Here is a 19668-nt window from a genome sequence, read left to right as displayed (position 1 = left end):
CTAAGTATTTTTTAGAAGTTGATTTTTAAACCAGTTGTCCAAGTTCTGCCAGTACCAAAGAACACTGCAGAGTTAGCAGCATTGCTTACACCTGTTTCCGGATGGAATGAAGCCTGCGAATCAGAGATATACTCTGTGTTAAACAGGTTGTTCACATTGCCATAGAAAGAGGCTTTCAGACCACCAAGCTCAAAATTGTAAGAAGCATTAAGGTCAACTAGTGAGTAAGTAGGCACTTCCCAAACTGCCAAGCCAGGCTTACCTAATGATGTTGGATCGAAGTCACTGAAGTTATCAGTGAAGTAATTGTAATCCGCACCAATTTTCAGGCCCTCAAGCAGTTTGTAGCTGATACCGAATGCTGCAGTTGTCTGGGCAGCATCACCAACTTTAAGGCCTTTCATGTACATCGCACCAATTTCGTCAACAGGATTCTGGTTCTCATCAAAGATAGTTACACCTGAAAGGTTGTTCTGCCATGTCCAGTCGCCGAATGAAGCCATACCTGTAATAGTAAGCTTTGTGGTTGGCTGATAGTTAAAATCAAACTCAACACCTTGGTGAAGCGCGTCAACCCCTAACAGGTTGGCATAGTAAATCTGACCGCCTATGGCTCTTGACTTCGTGAAAGATCTGTCAGCCCAGGTAGTTCTGTAAAGGTTCACATTGGCACTCAAAACAGAAGATCTAAAGCCATAACCTAACTCATAGCTAAGGATCTTCTCGTTCTCAGCTTTTTCATTGATGTCGTTCTTGTTGTTCAGGAAAACAGCGTTAAAGAAAGGTGCTCTCTCGAAATAACCCACGTTAGCAAACACATTGTGGTTCTCTGTCAGGTTATAGTTAGCGCCGCCCTTTGTCTGGTAACCAAAGAAGTTAACAAAGTCAGTTTCCTGAAGTGGATCGCTGTCCAGGTAGTTAAAGTAGTCGATACGCTTGTATGAAGTGTTAGAGGCTGCCAGGGAAACAAATGCAGAAAGAGGACCTGATTTGTACTCACCCTGAAGGAAGCCACCTTCCCAAAGCACGATACCGTCGTTGTTGTAGCTGATCTTATCGCCTACTGTAGCTCTGTTTACAGGATTGTTCTTGTCTCTTGAATCCAGCACATAGTCAGCGCCTAACAGGTTTGTAACTTCTGTAAAGTGCTCGCCTTTGTAGTAGCGCAGGTCTAAACCGGCCAACAGGTCGAACTTATTGCTCAGGCTCTTCTGGTAAGTAGAAAGGGCGCCATACCATTTGTGGTCGTTTCTGGATGCTCTCAAATAACCTAAAGCACTTCCGTCCTGTGAGTTAAGATTAGTTTCTACAACTGCATCAAGATCATAAGGAGAGAATTTATCTCCTGTTCTGAAATCCGCAACGTTACCAGCGTAGCCACCGCCACCGCCTGTACCAATAGAAGCGTAAACAGCTGTGGAAAGGAAAGAAGACTGATCGATTGTCCAGTAGTGGTTAAGAGAAACCTGAGGTTTGTGGTAGAAGTTGTCCTCAACATTTACAACTTCGCCATTCAGCACCCCCCAGTCAGAGTTCCATCTTAAACCTTGAGGAGCGTTTCTGTAGTCTTGAATCAATTCTCTGCTCTGACGCTGACCATGACGCTGCGGAGCGCCGAAACCAGTTAATGACAAAGTGTGCTTGTCATTGATAAGCTTAGAAACATTGAAAAAGTAGTTATAACCTTCAAACTGAAGACCTTCAGCCCAGCCATTGCCCTCTGTTTTAGAACCAGATGCCGCTACAGCCCAGCCATCTTCTGTCAGGCCACTCGCGAATGAGAAAGCAACTTTGCTATAACCGTTGTTACCGATACCATAGAATACAGAACCACCTTTTGTAGCATCAGTAGTTCTTGTCTGGATGTTGATCGTACCACCAATAGAAGGCACAGCCACCTTAGAGGCACCTAAGCCACGCTGCACCTGCATCGACTTGGTAACATCTGTTAAACCAGCCCAGTTAGACCAGTACACACGGCCATTTTCCATGTCGTTTACCGGCACACCGTTGATCATCACAGCAACGTTCTGGCTCTGGAAGCCACGTATATTTGTACGTGCATCTCCAAAACCACCACCCTGCTTTGTAGCATAAACACCAGGTGTAGACTTTAACAATTCCGGAAACTCCTGGTTTGACGCCTTCTCAGTGATGATCTCACTTGTAATAGTAGACATTGCCACAGGTGTTTCTCTGTCGATTGCAATGCTGTTTGCGGTAACAATTACTTCGTTAATAGAAGTAGCATTCGCAGACAAGGCAATAGTGCCTAGGTTTTTAACACCATTAACACCTGCAATAGAAACCTCCTTCTGTACGTAGCCAATGTAGTTGACCAGTACAGCCGAGGCATTCGGGTCCTCTACTTTTAAAGCAAAGGTACCATCAGCAGAAGTAGGAACAGCTTGGCTTGTTCCTTTTAAAATGACTGTTGCTCCTGGCAAAGGCTCTTTCGTTGCAGCATCTACAACTTTGCCCTTCACCATACCCTGAGCGAACAAATCCATTGGTGCCAGACTGATTACCAGTGCCAGCATCACAAGACTGAGTAAATTGTACTTCATCTTTAGTGTTTTTGTATTTGGTTGGTTGATTTGGGTGCGAATATACAGTGTTAAAACATTAATCAGCAAATAATTGAATTAAAAATAATACAAATTTAACACTGGGTAAATTTCAGTAAAATTGACTTGCACACATCAAAAACATCCACATCTATAAAATTTACAGATATTTACAAATCCACCAACAGCAAACACAAAATCAACCAAAACACAAAGTACAATTATATCACCAAAACACTGTTTAGACATTGTTTTTAATTTTACTAATATTAACTCAAACAGTCGCCAAGCCTGATAAATTAAGTTTTAGCGCATTTATAGCGAAATAGTATTTACTCTAGATACTTCTACTATATTTTCACTCAATTTCATCGTCCATAATTTTTTTATGATTCAATCGCTGAACAGATAAAACAAAAACACCCTATGTTATATAAATTATACAACACAGGATACATCAAATCTTTTTTACATTAAAGTCACTTTCTTTAATCAGACAAATCTCATATAGATATTATACAAGCATTTATCAGCTTAAAAGCCTGACAACAGGTAAAAAAAATGCGCAGACCACCGTAACCCTATATTGTTAACACAGCGCAAGTTACCTGTATCTCACCAGTGCTCTTTTGACAAGTCCCTATAGCATACTGCAAACAGAATAATACAGTATGCCAGCTAGCAAAAAACAGCTCATATCTAGACTGACCCAATTCAACATAGGGCATATAAACATGATTTAACACAAAACCTCACACCTCTTACTATTTATTGCACTATTCAAACACATAGCACATACCCGCTTAAGCAAATACTCTTTTTATATCGATAGAATTAACATTACATATACAGGTTGATAACATAAAATACACTCAACCAAATAAATGTTATAACACTCATTGTTTCAAGCTATAACAAATACATTAGGTTTCAGCAGCTTGTCAAAGATTTGCTTATACGGTTGTATAAAATAGATTAATAAATAAATAACATTCCGACCGCTTGTAATTTGGATAACTCCAATTACATTTGCGCCAAAATCAATCAACCCATTTATGAAAAACATTTATAGTGCATTATGTCTAGCTCTGGCTATGATACTGTGTGTACAGTATAGCTGGGCGCAAGGGGTAACCACCTCTTCTATGACAGGTATTGTAACAGATTCTAAAGGCGAGGGATTACCCGGCGCTACAGTAGTTGCAGTACACACTCCTTCCGGTACACAGTATGGTACCGCTACTAACGCAGATGGTCGTTTCAACATCGTTAACATGCGTGTTGGTGGGCCTTATGTTGTAAATGTTTCTTACCTGGGCTTCCAGACAAGAAAAGTTGAAAATGTAACTCTTAAACTTGCTGAGCCATTCGTATTAAATACCACTCTTAGCGAGTCTGGAACTGAACTTAAAGAAGTAGTTATCTCTGGTACAAAAGACAAATTGTTGAATGCAGAGAGAAGCGGCGCAGTTACTAACGTAGGCATCCAGCAGATACAGGCTTTGCCAACAGTATCTCGTAGCTTAAACGACTTCACTCGTATTACTCCTCAGGCCAATGGTGCTTCTGTGGGTGGTGGTAACTATCGCCAGAACCAGATCACTGTAGACGGTGCTGACTTTAACAACAACTTCGGTATTGGCGCAAACATGCCAGCCGGTGGTTCTCCAATCTCTCTTGATGCGATCGAAGAGATCTCTGTAAACGTTACTCCATTCGACGTTCGTCAGTCTGGTTTTATTGGTAGTGCTGTAAACGCAATTACGCGTTCTGGCTCTAACAACTTCTCTGCTTCACTTTACAACTATTTCAGAACTGAGAAGCAGCAGGGTAGCAAAGTAGGCGACTTCGAGATCACAAAGCAGAAGATGGATTTTGCTCAGTACGGTTTCAGAGTTGGTGGCCCGATCCTGAAAAACAAATTATTCTTCTTCTTAAACGCTGAAACAGAAGAGCAGACAAGACCTGGTCAGTCAAGAGTAGCAGCTACTGCAGCCAGACCTTACGGCCCTTCAAACCCTGATGTTTCTCGTCCAACAGAAGATGAGCTGAATAACATCAGCAATTACCTGAGAAACACTTATGGTTACGAAACTGGTCCTTACCAGGGCTATGACTTCGTAAGCGACAAAACTAAATTCCTTGCCCGTATCGACTGGAACATCACTAACAACCACCGTTTCAATGTGCGTTATAGCCAGGTAGAAAGCAAAGACCCTAGTTTTGTTAGCTCTTCAAGAAGCCCACTTGCTGGCTACGCAAGCAGCGCTGGTCGTACAAGCATCAACGCGCTTCACTTCAAGAACTCTAACTACTACAGCGATGCGAATTTTTACTCGCTTGCTGCTGAGTTAAACTCTAGCCTTGGTGGTAACCTTGCTAACACTTTTAGAGCAACTTATACTAAGCAGAACGACCCACGTAGCTCTGATAGCTCTCCGTTCCCGTTTGTTGACATCCTGAAAGACGGTCAGCCATTCACTTCTTTTGGTTATGAGCCATTTACTTATGGCAACTTAAGAGATGTTGAGATGTACTCTATCGTTGATAACTTTACCTGGATCAAAGGTTCTCATAACTTCACTTTTGGTGCACAGGCTGATTTCAACACAACCAAAAACGGTTTCCAGCGCTTCGCAACAAGCTACTATACTTTCAGATCTTGGGATGACTTCGTAAACGGTGTTAAACCGCTTGACTTTGCTTTAACTTACTCACTGGAGCCAGGTTTTGCTCAGGCTTTCCCAACGTTTAAGTTTGCTCAGTACTCTGCTTATGCGCAGGATGAGTTTAATGTAAATGATAAATTGAAATTAACTGGTGGTCTTCGTCTGGAGTATGCAACTTACCCTGAAGCCCTTAAAGAACACCCACTGGTATCTAACCTTGCTTTCGCAGGTGGCGAGAAACTGAATACAGCTAACCTTCCTAAGTCAGCGCTGATGTTCTCTCCAAGAGCAGGCTTTAACTGGGACGTAAAAGGTGACCGTTCTATCCAGCTTCGCGGTGGTACTGGTATCTTCACTGGTAAGGTTCCATTTGTATGGATCGTTAGCCAGGCAGGTGATGCTGGTATGCTACAGATCACACAGCAGTTTGAAACTCCAACAGCTGACAGAAACAACCCGGCTAAATTCGTAACTCCTGGTCCATTCAACCCGAACCCAGCTGCTTACCGTCCGGAAACAGTTCCTGTAGCAGGTAAATCTCTTCCAAGCTCAATCACTGTGATCGATGAGAACTTCAAGATGCCACAGACTTGGAAAACAAGCTTTGCTGTTGATGCGAAACTTCCACTTGGTATCGTTGGTACTTTAGAGGGTATCTACAACAAAGACCTTAACACTGCTTATTTCCGCAATCCAAACCTGGTAGACCCAACTGCTCTTAGCATTGCAGGTTACCCAGACAACAGAATGATCTACCCTGCAAATACTCAGGACAGATATTACAACCCGGCAACTAGACCTACTGCAGCTAATGGTTATACTTCAGTTCCAGTAGCAAAAGGTACTGCTGGTGCTCAGGCCTTCAACACTGTAGTTCTGGACAATGGCTCTAAGGGATACTACTGGTCTGTTACTGCTAAATTAGAAAAACAGTTTGGCAATGGCCTTTCAGCTACAGCTGCTTACGTGAAGAGTGCTGCTAAGAACCAGTACGATGGTAGCGGTGACCAGCCACTAGGCGCTTGGGGTGGCAACCAGACAGTAAATGGTGCTAACTTCCCGGAATTCAGCCATGCTGGTTATGTAGTTCCTGATCGTGTTATTGCATCACTTTCTTTCCGTAAAGAATACTTCAAGCACTTAGGTACTACAATCTCATTATTCTACGAAGGCTCTATTCAGGGTAGATTCTCTTATGTTTACTCTGCAGACTTCAACAGAGATGGTCAGAACGGTGACTTGATTTACATTCCTAGAAATGCTTCTGAGATCACTTTCGTGCCTCTGACTGTAGGTTCAGGTTCAACTGCTAAAACTTATACAGCACAAGAGCAGAGTGATGCATTCTTCGCTTATATCGCACAGGACAAATATCTAAGCTCAAGAATGGGCCAGTATGCTGAGCGTAACGGTGCCGTAATGCCTTGGAGAAACCAGTTTGACGTTAAACTTCTTCAGGATGTATTTACTAACATCGGTGGCAAGCGTAACACGCTTCAGGTTACCCTGGATATTTTCAACGTAGGTAACTTCATCAACAGCGAGTGGGGTATTTACAGAACAGTAAATGCAAGTGCACTGTTAACGCCTACAAACATCTCTACATTGTCTTCAACAGGTACGCAAGTGCCTACTTTCAGACTAGCAACATTTGGTGGCGAGCCTGTAAAGACAACGTTTAGCGATAACCGTAGCATCACATCAACTTACTACATGCAGTTCGGTCTGCGTTACATCTTCAACTAAGCTTTAATAGTTTGGTTAACAAAAGGGGCAGCAGTAGCTGCCCCTTTTTGTTTCCAATGCATCAGATCGTTACCTGTTTTCTTAGCCATACCAAGGCACAACGTATAACTATTGTTATATAAATATTACAAATAATTAATATTGGATAACTTGATTTGACAAAAAGTACTTCTACTTTTGCGGCCAAATTAATCAATCCATCTATGAAAAACTTTTACAGTGCGCTGTGTCTTCTGCTGATGATGACACTTACAGTGCAAAAAGGCTGGACACAAGGAAGCACCACTTCCGCGATGAACGGCAAGATTACAGATGAAAGCGGCACAGGCCTTCCGGGCGCAACAGTTGTCGCAGTTCATACTCCTACCAACACACAGTATGTAGCCGGAACTAACGTAGACGGACGTTACAATTTCCAGAACTTGCGTGTTGGCGGACCTTATACCATTAAAACCTCTTACGTTGGATTTCAGGAGCAGCGTTTTGACAACATTTTCCTGAAATTAGGACAGAACCTTAACCTGGACATCAAGCTTACTTCTGGTAATGTAAACCTGAGCGAGGTTGAGATCGTTAGCCAAAAAAATTCAGTGATCAATGCGGATCGTACGGGTGCAGCCACAAACATTGCCCGCGAGCAAATCGAGAAACTGCCAACGCTAAGCCGCAGCTTACAGGATTATACCAGATTAACGCCACAGGCAAACGGCAACTCATTTGCTGGCCGCAGCAGCAGCTACAACAACACAACCATTGATGGCGCCCTTTTCAACAACTCTTTCGGTCTTCAGTCAAACGTAGGCTCGCAAACCAGCGCACAGCCAATCTCGCTAGACGCAATCGAGCAGATCCAGGTTAACCTGGCTCCTTATGATGTGCGCCAGGGTGGCTTTACAGGTGCTGGCATAAATGCAGTTACCCGCTCCGGAACAAACGATTTTTCAGGTTCAGTTTACTGGTTCGGTCGTAACGAGAGCCTGGTTGGCCTGAACGTAGGCGATACAAAGATGCCAAAGCAGGAGTTTACCTTGTCACAGCGTGGCGCACGGGTAGGCGGCCCGATCCTGAAAGATAAAGTTTTCTTTTTCGTGAACTATGAGCAGGAGCGCCAGTCGGCACCGGGCTCAAGCTTTGTAGCGTCCAGACCAGGTTTAAGCGGTTCTAATGTGTCTTCTGCAGACGCAGCGCAGTTAGACCAATTAAGCAAATTCCTGAAAGACAAGTTCGGTTACGAAACAGGTCCTTATGAGAACTACAACATGGAGACTTGGAACAACAAGATCAACACGAAGCTTGACTGGAACATCAACAAGAACCACACGTTCTCTTTCAAGTATAACTACCTGAGATCGTGGAAGGATATTCCGGCATCAAACTCTGGCGCACCGGCAAACAACCGTCAGCCAAGTATAACTTCTCTTCCGTTCAAAGCTTCTACGTACATCATCAACAACAACCTGGACTCCTTTATTGGTGAGTTGAACAGCCGTTTTGGTGATAAGTTTGCCAATAACTTTATTGCCGGCTATACCGCTTTCCGTGATTTCCGTGAGAGCCGTGGCGGTATATTCCCGCTTGTGGATATTGAGAACGGAAATGGTGCTACATTAACATCATTCGGTTACGAGCCATTTTCAGCTAACAACCTTCTTAACTCTGATGTGTACCAGTTAAGCAACAACTTCTCGATCTTTGCCGGAAAGCACATCTTTACGATCGGTACAGCTAACGAGGCTTACAAATTCCAGAATGGCTTTGCACCAAACTACTATGGCCGTTTCCGTTACAAGTCGCTTCAGGACTTCTATGATGACGTGAACAACGGTACAGCAAAAGCAAGTGAGTACCAATTACAGTACTCTGCACAGCCAGGCGGTTTCCCTTACGCAATTATCAAAGCAATGCAGTTTGGGTTGTACGTACAGGATGAGTGGACTGTAAACAATAAACTGAAACTGACAGCTGGTTTACGCGGCGATCTACCGATCATCAACACTGACCTGCTAAGCAACCCTGCGGCGGCTGCTCTTACTTTCCGTAACGGCGAGAAAATAGACGTTAGCAAAACACCAGAAACTAAACTGTTATGGTCTCCGCGCTTCGGTTTTAACTGGGATGTAAAAGGCGACCAGACAACTCAGGTGCGTGGTGGTACTGGTATCTTTACGGGTCGTGTGCCATTTGTTTGGATCTCTAACCAGGCATCAAACAATGGTGTGTTGTTCGGTTCGTTCCTGGATACGAAGCAGAACTACAAGTTTAACCCTGACGTAACTGCTTACATCCCGAGCGGAGGCGCTGCTTCATCAACTTACAACCTGGCAGTAACCGACCCTGGTTTTGAGTTCCCGCAGGTTTTCAGAAGTAACCTGGCAGTAGACAAGCAATTGCCATTTGGTCTGATCGCCACTGTAGAAGGTATCCTGACAAAAGACCTTAACGCTGTGTACCACAGAAATGCTAACCTGCCTAATCCATCTGCTAGCCTAAAAGGACCTGACAACCGTCCGATCTTCTACAAAGTTAACGCAAATGGTGTTCCTGTATACGAGGGTGGTAAACTGGTAGCGCTTAACAGGATCAACTCCAACATCTCGGATGCGATCGTAATGGAGAACACGAACAATGGTTACTCTTATACAGTAACAGGTCAGTTACAGAAGTCATTCACAAATGGCCTGTATACTAGCCTAGCTTATACTTACTCTGATGCTAAGTCTGTAAACGACGGCGGTACTATCGCTCAATCAATATGGAGAGACCGTCAAGTATCCGGCGACCCGAATGCCAATGTGCTGTCATACTCTAACTTCCTGACAGATCACAGAGCAATCATGGCCCTGTCTTATAAGAAAGAGTATTTCCGTCACCTGGCTACTTCAGTTTCTGCATTCTTCGAAGTGTCGTCTGGTAACAGATTCTCTTATACTTACTCCGGCGACCTTAACGGCGATGGCTTAACAAGCAATGACCTGATCTACATCCCACGCGATGCAAGTGAAATCGTACTAGTTCCAGCTAACGGCAGCGACACGCGCGACGCCTCTGTGCTATGGAACCAGCTGGACGCTTATATCAAGCAGGACGATTACCTGAACTCAAGAAGAGGACAATATGCAGAGCGTAACGGCGCTGTTACACCTTACACTACCCGCATGGACGTGCGTGTGCTGCAGGACCTTTTCACAAATGTTGGTGGCAAGAAGAACACACTGCAATTGAGCTTTGACATCTTTAACTTTGGTAACCTGTTGAATAAAGAGTGGGGTATTGTTGAGTCGGCTAACCGACCTACATTGTTAAACTTTATGGGTTACAATGCACAGGGTCAGCCAATGATCTCTTTCCCTTACCTGAATGCAGCAAACAAAACAGTGTTAGAGAAATCATTCCGCGATAACACTGGTGACATTTCTCGCTGGAAAGCCCAGGTTGGCGTACGATACATCTTCAACTAAGCTCAATAAGTATGCTTATAAAAAGGGGCAGCTTTAGTTGCCCCTTTTTCTTTTCTATCATTTTATACTTGCCTATTTTGGAATTCAGAAATTTCATCTATTTTTGTACCACAAGACGGGGGATTAGCTCAACTGGCTAGAGCGTCCCGAAGGCTTTCGTGAAGGTCATTGTACCTGACAGGAGGCAAAGTTAAAAGCCAGGAAAACACATGGGGGATTAGCTCAGCTGGCTAGAGCGCTTGCATGGCATGCAAGAGGTCATCGGTTCGACTCCGATATTCTCCACTGGAAGGCAACCGAATAGGTTGCCTTTTTTTATTACAGGCCACCTCACCCCAACTGATAAGCCAGCTAAGGTTAGAGCGTCCCGAAGGCTTTTGGGAAGGTCATCGGTTCGACTCTAATATTCATCACTCAAAGGCAACCAATTAGGGTGCCTTTTTTGTTTTGCCTGCATGTTATTTTACACTTACATCTTATACTCTGAGAAAAGAGACAGGTACTACGTTGGCAGCTGCGAAAGTATGGAAACACGTCTCATTCAACATAACACAGGAAGGAATATTTCCACTAAAGCAGGTATACCTTGGGAAGTAAAACTCACAGAGGTTCACGCAACCCGTTCAGATGCTCAAAAGAGAGAACTCGAAATCAAAAAGAAGAAAAGCCGAAAATATATCGAGTACTTGATTAGCTCAGCTGGCTAAAGCGCCCCGAAAGCCTTCGGGAAGGTCATCGGTTCGACTCCGATATTCTCCACAGAAAGGCAACCACAATGGTTGCCTTTTTTTGTTACACGCCCAACAGTTTATACTTCCTTACACAAATAGGTCGTCAATTGAAAGGTACCTCTCACCTGTGTCGTAGCAGAAGGTAAGGATGCGTGAACCCTCGGGTATATCTTCCGCTATTTTTTTAGCAACTGCGGCAAGCGATGCCCCTGACGATATGCCGATAAACAATCCCTCTTCACGGGCAGCGCGTCGGGCAAAATCAAAGGCTTCGTCACGCTCAACCTGTATCACGCCATCCAGCACATTAGTGTCGAGAATCCTTGGGATAAAACCTGCCCCGATTCCCTGGAGCGGGTGCGGGCCAGGTTGCCCCCCGCTCAACACCGGAGAGGCAGAGGGCTCTACAGCAAACACCTTAAGTTGCGGAAACTTCTTTTTCAGAACTCTGGCGACGCCTGTTATATGGCCTCCGGTACCAACCCCGGTGATCAGGTAATCAAAGCCCTCCGGGAAATCATTAAGTATTTCACTGGCAGTTGTATCAATGTGCACCTGCACATTAGCCTCATTCTCAAATTGCATAGGCATCCAGGCATTCTCGTTGTCCTGCACAAGTTCATGGGCTTTTTCAATAGCACCTTTCATGCCTTTTTCGCGGGGAGTAAGTTCCAGTTTAGCACCATAGGCGGCCATTAATCTGCGCCTTTCTACCGACATAGACTCCGGCATTACCAAAATGAGGTGATAGCCTTTAACAGCTGCAACCATTGCCAGGCCCACACCTGTATTGCCCGATGTAGGTTCTATAATGATACTGTCTTCCTTCAGGATGCCACGTCGCTCTGCATCCTCGATCATGGAAAGTGCGATCCTGTCTTTTATACTTCCGCCTGGGTTGCTGCGCTCCAACTTCATCCATACTTCAGCCTCATCATTAAAAAGCCTGTTGATGCGGACATGCGGTGTATTGCCGATAGTGCCTAATACTGAGCTTGCTTTCATATAATTGTTCCTAAATTGAAAAGTTGATAATACCTGCCGGGTCTGGTGTTTGGCTTACTTTTATCTGGGGCCGGTGATATACCCTGGAATATGATGGCACGCTTTCCGTAAGCCAGACATTGCCGCCAATAACACTGTGTTTACCTACCACTGTATTTCCGCCAAGTATGGTTGCCCCTGCATAAATAACCACGTGGTCCTCTATGGTTGGGTGTCTTTTTGTGTTGGCCATAGACTTATCTACACTGGCGGCTCCAAGGGTTACGCCCTGGTATATTTTAACATGGTTGCCAATGGTTGCTGTTTCGCCTATCACGATGCCGGTGCCATGATCTATACAAAACACGGCGCCTATACTTGCACCCGGATGAATATCAACGCCTGTTTTTGTGTGGGCATGCTCTGAGTAGATGCGGGGTAGAAGCGGTACATCCAACGTATAAAGTAAGTGCGCTAATCGGTAAACGGCAACTGCATAAAACCCCGGGTAGGTACGGATTACCTCATCAGTACTGACGGCAGCAGGGTCACCGGCCTCAATGGCCTTGGCGTCGGCTAGCAGGTGCATGTATATACTTGGCAATGAATCAAAAAAAGTAGTGGTAATCCGGGCCGGAGCATCCGGCAGGCGTTCTTCCAACTTAGAAAGTATAAACTGAAAATCCGATTCCAACACACGCAGTCGGAGGTCAACTTCATCGGCGGTTTTAATTGTACTCTCGGCTAATGGCGGGAAAAGCAACTGTAGCAAGCCATCCAGAAAGGCACAACTGATAGACTTAGGCACTATGTGTGCCGCATGTAAATGGCTTTGTGCCAAATGGTTTATAAATTCTCCCCTATCAGATGGCATACTATAACTGACTGATCTTTAATGATATCTTTAGCTTTGGTTATACTACAAAGATTGTAGCAGGTTGTTTGAATATGGGTTAAAAGCAAATAGCACCTGTGGCATGGACCACAGGTGCTATTCAGTATACTTTTAAGTTAATTAATCACAGTGTCCCGGGCCTATTCTGCCTTCGTTATAAGCAGTTAGCACTTCAGCCCAGCTAATAATGGTGCTTCTGCTTGGGTTAGACTTGTCTTCAAAATATAGCGTTGCCATATCATAAACATTCCGCACTCTATCCGGCATTGAAGCGCCAGAAATTCTGTTTAGCTTAGCAGCAATGTACTGATGGGCCAGGATATAGTATGCATCACCTTTAGGCGGTGTATTTAGTACGTCCATGTATGTTTTTCCGCTACCATAGAAAATATCATTATACAAACTGCCCCATGCTGGATCTACTTTAGTATTTTTATTGTTGTTCTTGCTATTTGGAGCATGTGTTTTCCAATACCCCTGGGTCTTAGTACAGCCTCTAGGCTCTTCTGGTTTTCTAACGCAGAACACAATATTGTCAATGGCACCGGAACCAACTGAAGTGCCTCGGCCATCAAACACAACTATAAGTTTTTTGGCATTTGCAACATTCATTTCAACAGTTTGCTTACTTCCTTCTTCCTCAAACATAGCTAAAGGAAAATTATGAGCCACATTGCTAGCATCTATCACTCTCACATACGACTGATTTTCAACCACATGGTTATTATCAACATCAACAACAACGATAGATTTTAGCGAAACAGGATAGGCAATTTTAGAAAAATCAAGCTCAATGGTTGCTCCCCAGGCATTATCGCTCGGTTCAGAATATTTATAACCATCTTCGCCTATAGCATCTGGCGTAGCATCAATCTGTGCCTTTGTATACATATTAGCCATTAACATTTTGCCCAATTCTTTACGTTGCCCTAAGTCATGCTCATCATCACCTGTAGGATTATTTGCATCATATACCCTGGCAACGTTAGGGCTTGTGTATACATCACTAGTGTTATCCTTCTCTCTTTTCTTTGCAAATACGCCAACTGTACCAAATGGAGTGCTTACCTGTTCAATAGGAAATGTTCTTACTGAGAACTCCTCAAAATCTATAGTATAGCAATCCCGTGAAATAACATCCTGGCTGTTGGAAGAAGTTAGTGGGAGAATGTCGTTTTCCTTCTCGCATCCGAAAAAGAAAAAAGCGCCTAGCGCTAAGGCACCCATTTTAGATAATTTTAGTTTCATAAACTTTTAGCTTTCATAGTTAAACATTAGAATAAATCATACAGACTACCATAAAATGGCAGCACTACAAAATGGAGTTGTGCACAGCAAAGGCAGGAACAGGAATAAGAAGGGTGATGACAGGTTTACAGCGGAGGCTGTGCAATTATAGGAAGGGCGATGACCTATACAATAAAAAAATAACAGCTGAAAATCATGATGTTAACAGCTACAAGACATTCTATTATACTTGATAAGTCAAATAAAGTATAGAAATGTTTACTATTTTTTTGAGGCTGCTTACTCAATTGTTTGTAAGCAGCCTCAAAGAACATTAATTAATTTCTGCAGAATTCGATTACATCGATAGCACCGGAACCGGCTTTTTTGCCTTCACCGCCAAAGGTAACTCGTATTTTAGCCACACCCGGTGTTCCCTCTGTATTCAGGCGGGTGGCACCATAAGCACCGGTTACTGGCAGCTTAAAAGATTTGATCACCTTACCGTTCTTATCAAGTAGTTCCAGTTTCGAGTCAGCCTCATCCTCTGTGATATCCAGCACATGGATGGCGTTGAGTGTAATACTTCCCATGGCAGAGAAGTCCATTTCCAGTCGGCTGCCCTGGCTGTAGATAGATGTGGACTTGCCATTTACTTTACCAGCGGTTAGCACATTGCCCATTGGCCTGATCGCCTCTTTGTTTGGGGTAATGAAATTTTTGTTCTTCGCATCCGGCTTGCTGGTGTTGTAAAGTATAGCCGCGTTCGCATTCAGGTAGTCGCCTTTGTGGGAGCGCAGTTGCGCTGATACACGAACAGGTGTGCCTTCGCTGTAAACGGTTGTTACGGCACCATCTCCGGTCTCTATCTGGTTATATCCATCAAACTCAATTATCTCGCAGGTACCTGGGGCAGTACCAAAGTTCTTAGAATCAGTTGCTTTAAACGGTGATACTGCTTCGCTTTCATTCTCACAGCTCATCAACACAAGGCAAAACGCAAAAACACACAGGGATTTTAAAGTAAACTTTTCCATACTACACACTTTAGAAAATTAAAACATACTACAAGCTCTTCTATCTGCCCCTTACACATACTTAGCACCCAGCACGCCGGCTTAAAGTATAACCCTTAAAAAATAGTTGAGGTAAAAAGGAAAGGAAATGTAAAGAACTTTTATAGGAGGTGTTTACGGCACGCGCCCTAGAGGGTTATGAGATTTATGTAATTTTTAGTGAATTTTTTTATAACAAAAATTAGCTATACTGCATATTAAAGCAACATTTCAATAAATCACCATATATAATTAGTGCAATATTAACGCAGAAACTTCTGTACAAAAAAAGGCTGATCGAGCTGCTTTTTGGAGAAGACCATAAGGTATAGAAAAGCCACCGACGAACAGGCCGCGGCCACCCAGAAAGTGCGGGCAAAATAAGCCGGTGTGTTACTGTAAAGCCAACCGGAGCAGAGTGCGCCCAGGCCAATGCCTGCTTCCAGGGCAATGTACATGGTGGCCATAGCACGCCCACGATGCGCCACATGGCTCAGGTCGATGGTCCAGGCGTAAACAGTAGGAGAATTCATGCCCACCGCCACTCCGAAAAGAATACCCGCCAGCAATAATTGCGTGGCAGATGTACACAGCCCGATCACAACCATGGCAATAGTAAGCAGGCCAGTGCTTACCCGCAGCACACTGATGCGGCCATACTTGTCGGAGGCGCGGCCGGCCAGGAAACGGATGGCAAGCGAGGACACGGTGAAGCTGGTAAAGAAAAGCCCTTTGTTCTTTATACCCAGGTAGGCGCTGAAGTCCGGGACAATGGTCAGGATGGTGCCAAAGGCGAAGGTTGAGAAAAGCATCACAAAAGATGGCCCCCAAACGCGTGGCTCAAAAATCTCGTGGCGGGATATTCGGAGCAAACCCATACGGAAGCGATGCGGATCGTCCAGGGTTTCGTTCATGCGCGCCAGCACCAACACCGACAGGAAAGCCGCCACAGATGAAGCATAGAACATGGTGTTAACAGAGAACTGATTGGCAATGGCGCCGCCCAGCGCAGGCCCAGCCGCCATGCCCAGGCTCCCCGAAAGCCCCAGCAGGCCCATTGCCTCACCGCGCTTTTCTACCGGCACCACATCGGCTACGTACGCAGATGTGCCTGTAGGCGTAAACCCAGTAGAGAAGCCATGCAGAAAACGCAGCAGCAGAAAAGCCGCCACCGAGCCCACAACAGGGTATAAGACTCCAGCAAGTATACACACTGCCCCGCCAAATATCATAACGGGTATGCGTCCCACTTTATCGGCAAGTTTACCACTGAATGGCCTTGAAAGGCCGGCCGTGAGCGTAAAAAGCGAGATGATAAGCCCTTTGTATTCCTCGCCGCCCAGGCTGCTCAGGTAGTCAGGCAGTTCCGGGATGATCATGTTAAAGCTGGCGAAGAAAAGGAAAGAACTCAGGCAGAGTAAGCCAAACTGTAAACCGTAAACCCGCGATATCTGCTGTGCCATACTTTGGTGGATATACCTGCAAAGGTGGCAAAGCGCGGACTCTGATGCCAGTAAAAGAAGTTAAAAAGTATAAAGGAGGCAGGGCTATGCCAAAGAGTTACGCCTGGAAGTCTGGTTACCGTTTATTGTCACTCCTTTCTCTAAAGCGGCCAGGTGCAGGCTTCTGGAAACGTGCAACATAATTTCAGGCTGTTGTATATTACCTAAACGCATGGTAATGCTTTTACCGGAGGTAAGGTAAAATATTATACTTTGGGCTGAGATATCCATGGCACTGACCTGACTCCAGGCGATCTGGTACTCACGGCCAAAGACAGCTAATCTATACTTTATGCGTTCAGGCGTCATGGAGAAGTAAGCATCTCGGGCGGGAATGTAGTTGTTAGCGACTAACCAGCTGAAAGCGCCAACAGCAAAGACCACTACGCTGGCAACTACCCAGCCTGGCCTTAGGCCATCCAGTAAGTAAAGCTCACGGAACAAAGCATAGGCGCCGCCTAAAATAAGTAATATACCGGCCACCAGCAGGTTGCGCTTAACTTGTGCCAGATGCTTATGTGGAAACAGATTTATATACATGAAATTGCTATACTAAATAACGGCAGTGCATTCCACCGTTCCTATATTAACCAAAACAACACTTAAGCCTGATAACCAATAGTTTACCTTGTATTAAACCTCTTTACTACAACAGCATCCCCTATACTTATAGTTCTCTGAGCAGCAACCTGAAGCTTTTGACATTACCGGTTTTTAACTGCTAAATACAATTAAAACCCAAAACAAGTATAACATGACTTCTTTCCAACATCTCCAAAATCTATAACCTTAAATATAGCGAAGTTTTAAAAGCTTACACCTTTTGTTTAATATTTTTATCGCTTCTGCCTCTGAATGATTTTAAGTATATTGAGGTGCCAATTAATTGCTCATGAAGAAACAAAATTTGATTGCGGTCTTTTTTGTGGCGCTGGCCGGCTGCCAGCAAATGCCACAGCAAAGCCCTGAGGTTACTGTTAATAAATTTTCGGACACTACGCTGCAGCGGATATACACACTGCAGGATGAACGCAATACGTCTGACCTGTTGCCATTTTTGCACCATAACAAGCCAGCCTACCGCACTGAGGCGGCACTTGCGTTTGCCTCGGTACAAGACACGCTTGCCATCCCGGACCTGCTGGGCATGCTTTCTGATACCACCACCGCTGTGCGGAAGGCTGCCGCCTATGCATTGGGCCAGACCGGGCACAGCAAGGCGGAAAGCAGCATTATAAAGCAACTGGCACAGGAAGGCAGGCCAGTGGTGCAGGCAGAACTGCTGGAAGCATTAGGCAAGATCGCCACCCCTGCCGGGGCTGAGTACCTGGCAAATTATAATGCCACCAACCCTGTTGCCCTTACCGGGCAAGCCTGGGGTATATACAGAGCCGGCCTGCGCCAGCAACATACCCCTAAAAGCACCGAAATGGCTGTTAAGCTGCTATCCTCGGTGAGGCCATACGAAACAAGGCTGGCAGCTGCGCATTTCCTGGCCCGCACCCCGCGCCTGGACCTGTCTGCTTACCGGCAGCCATTGCTTACAGCGGCCACCTCGGATGTAGCGCCTGAGGTGCGCATGGCCGTTACGCAGTCTCTGGGCAAAGTAAAATCAACTGACAAGGCGCAGTTTTTATCTAACATTGCACAAAGCGACCCGGATTACAGGGTTAGGCTTAGCGCCATCCGGGCAATGGGTGGATTAGAGTTCAGCCAGATAAAGCCAGCCATACTTGCCGCCCTGCAAGACAAAAACGTGAACACAGCCGTGGCGGCCTCGGAGTTTATTCAGGCAAATCCGGCTGGTGTGGAGATCGCCCCATTGCTGCAATTGTTGCCACAGGTACAGGATGCCCGTGTGAGAAGCGGAATGATCTGGGTGACGTTGAAAAACAGTCAGCCTGAAAACAGGCCCCTGCTTAACTATCGCTACAAGCAGCAGTACCAGAATATCCGTAACCCCTATGAGAAAGCCTACCTGCTGAAAGCCCTTTCCGGAGATGTAGAGAACTACAAGTATATAGCAGATGAAATGTTTGCAGCCAGCCAGCCCATTATTGCCACAACCGGTATGGATGCACTCATCAACATGCGCCAGCAGGTCGATTTTCCAAGAAGACTGGAGCCAGAATTTGCCGAGATCTTTAAACGTGCCGTCGGCTCAGGCGATGTGGCGTTGGTGGGCATGGCCGCAGCCGCTATCCGTGATCCCAAACTAAACCTGCGTAGCCAGTACAAGGACTATGGTTTTCTGACACAGGCACAACAAAAACTGCAACTGCCCCGCGACATGGAAACCAACATAGAGCTACAGCGCACCCTCGACTACCTGAGCGGAAAGCGTGAAAGTATAACCCCGAAAAACCCCTTCACCCACCCTATAGACTGGGCATTGGTAAAAAAGATCCCGGAGGGGCAGCAGGTGCTTTTGAGAACAGAGAAGGGCACTGTGGTGCTGCAGCTGTTTGTTGAGGCGGCACCGGGCACGGTTGCCAACTTTGTAGAACTCACCCAGAAAAACTTCTTCGACAATTTATACTTCCATCGGGTAGTGCCAAACTTTGTGGTACAAGGCGGCGATAAGCGCGGCGACGGCTGGGGCAGTTCAGATTATTCTATCAGGTCAGAGTTTGCGCCTTTAAATTACCTGGAAGGGTACGTGGGCATGGCCTCTGCCGGAAAGGACACTGAAAGCAACCAATGGTTCATTACACATTCCCCTACCCCACACCTGGATGGCAAGTATACCATTTTCGCAAAGGTGATAGACGGGATGGAGGTTGTGCACCAGCTTGAAGTAGGAGATAAAATATTGGAGGTTAGCCTGAAGTAGT

General features: G+C 45.2%; 11 protein-coding genes and 2 tRNA genes. 6 read left to right on the top strand and 7 right to left on the bottom strand.

Annotation, left to right across the window (positions count from 1 at the left end):
• Nucleotides 1-11 precede the first annotated feature (11 nt).
• Entirely contained in the window at nt 12-2567 is a 2556-nt protein-coding gene (locus AC4BAP_RS11895) for a TonB-dependent receptor (protein WP_490582873.1), read from the bottom strand.
• Nucleotides 2568-3661: 1094 nt separating this feature from the next.
• Between AC4BAP_RS11895 and AC4BAP_RS11890 the strand changes: the two genes are divergently transcribed.
• The 5 genes from AC4BAP_RS11890 (at nt 3662) to AC4BAP_RS11870 (ending at nt 11199) form a co-directional block, all read left to right on the top strand.
• On the top strand, nt 3662-6982 hold the full coding sequence (locus AC4BAP_RS11890) for a TonB-dependent receptor (RefSeq protein WP_490582872.1): 3321 nt from the start codon (nt 3662-3664) through the stop codon (nt 6980-6982).
• Nucleotides 6983-7185: 203 nt separating this feature from the next.
• A complete protein-coding gene (locus AC4BAP_RS11885) occupies nt 7186-10440 on the top strand; it encodes a TonB-dependent receptor (protein ID WP_490582871.1) in 3255 nt (1084 codons plus the stop codon).
• Nucleotides 10441-10651: 211 nt separating this feature from the next.
• A tRNA-Ala gene (locus AC4BAP_RS11880) sits at nt 10652-10725 on the top strand.
• A gap of 170 nt (nt 10726-10895) precedes the next feature.
• A complete protein-coding gene (locus tag AC4BAP_RS11875) occupies nt 10896-11147 on the top strand; it encodes a GIY-YIG nuclease family protein (RefSeq protein ID WP_490582870.1) in 252 nt (83 codons plus the stop codon).
• Nucleotides 11130-11199: transfer RNA gene (locus AC4BAP_RS11870), tRNA-Leu, on the top strand. The genes AC4BAP_RS11875 and AC4BAP_RS11870 overlap by 18 nt, the downstream gene beginning before the upstream one ends.
• 59 nt (nt 11200-11258) lie before the next feature.
• Here the strand turns inward: AC4BAP_RS11870 and cysK are convergent.
• The 6 genes from cysK to AC4BAP_RS11840 form a co-directional block, all read right to left on the bottom strand.
• Nucleotides 11259-12176, bottom strand: a complete 918-nt coding sequence (gene cysK, locus AC4BAP_RS11865; protein ID WP_490582869.1) for a cysteine synthase A — start codon at nt 12174-12176, stop codon at nt 11259-11261.
• 10 nt (nt 12177-12186) lie between these two features.
• On the bottom strand, nt 12187-13029 hold the full coding sequence (gene epsC / locus AC4BAP_RS11860) for a serine O-acetyltransferase EpsC (RefSeq protein ID WP_490582868.1): 843 nt from the start codon (nt 13027-13029) through the stop codon (nt 12187-12189).
• Nucleotides 13030-13170: 141 nt separating this feature from the next.
• Nucleotides 13171-14298, bottom strand: a complete 1128-nt coding sequence (locus AC4BAP_RS11855) for a hypothetical protein (RefSeq protein WP_490582867.1) — start codon at nt 14296-14298, stop codon at nt 13171-13173.
• Nucleotides 14299-14615: 317 nt separating this feature from the next.
• Entirely contained in the window at nt 14616-15260 is a 645-nt protein-coding gene (locus AC4BAP_RS11850) for a hypothetical protein (RefSeq protein WP_490582866.1), read from the bottom strand.
• A gap of 335 nt (nt 15261-15595) precedes the next feature.
• On the bottom strand, nt 15596-16795 hold the full coding sequence (locus AC4BAP_RS11845; RefSeq protein WP_490582865.1) for an MFS transporter: 1200 nt from the start codon (nt 16793-16795) through the stop codon (nt 15596-15598).
• Nucleotides 16796-16879: 84 nt separating this feature from the next.
• Nucleotides 16880-17374 carry a hypothetical protein gene (locus AC4BAP_RS11840; RefSeq protein ID WP_490582864.1) on the bottom strand — a complete coding sequence of 165 codons (495 nt, stop codon included), beginning with the start codon at nt 17372-17374 and terminating at the stop codon, nt 16880-16882.
• A gap of 352 nt (nt 17375-17726) precedes the next feature.
• Between AC4BAP_RS11840 and AC4BAP_RS11835 the strand changes: the two genes are divergently transcribed.
• Nucleotides 17727-19667, top strand: coding sequence for a peptidylprolyl isomerase (locus tag AC4BAP_RS11835; RefSeq protein WP_490582863.1), 1941 nt, complete (start codon nt 17727-17729; stop codon nt 19665-19667).
• Nucleotide 19668 lies beyond the last annotated feature (1 nt).

It is taken from the genome of Pontibacter sp. GD7 (assembly GCF_058216375.1).
The sequence above is the reverse complement of the archived record's forward strand: the minus strand, read 5'-3'. Positions and strand labels throughout refer to the sequence as shown.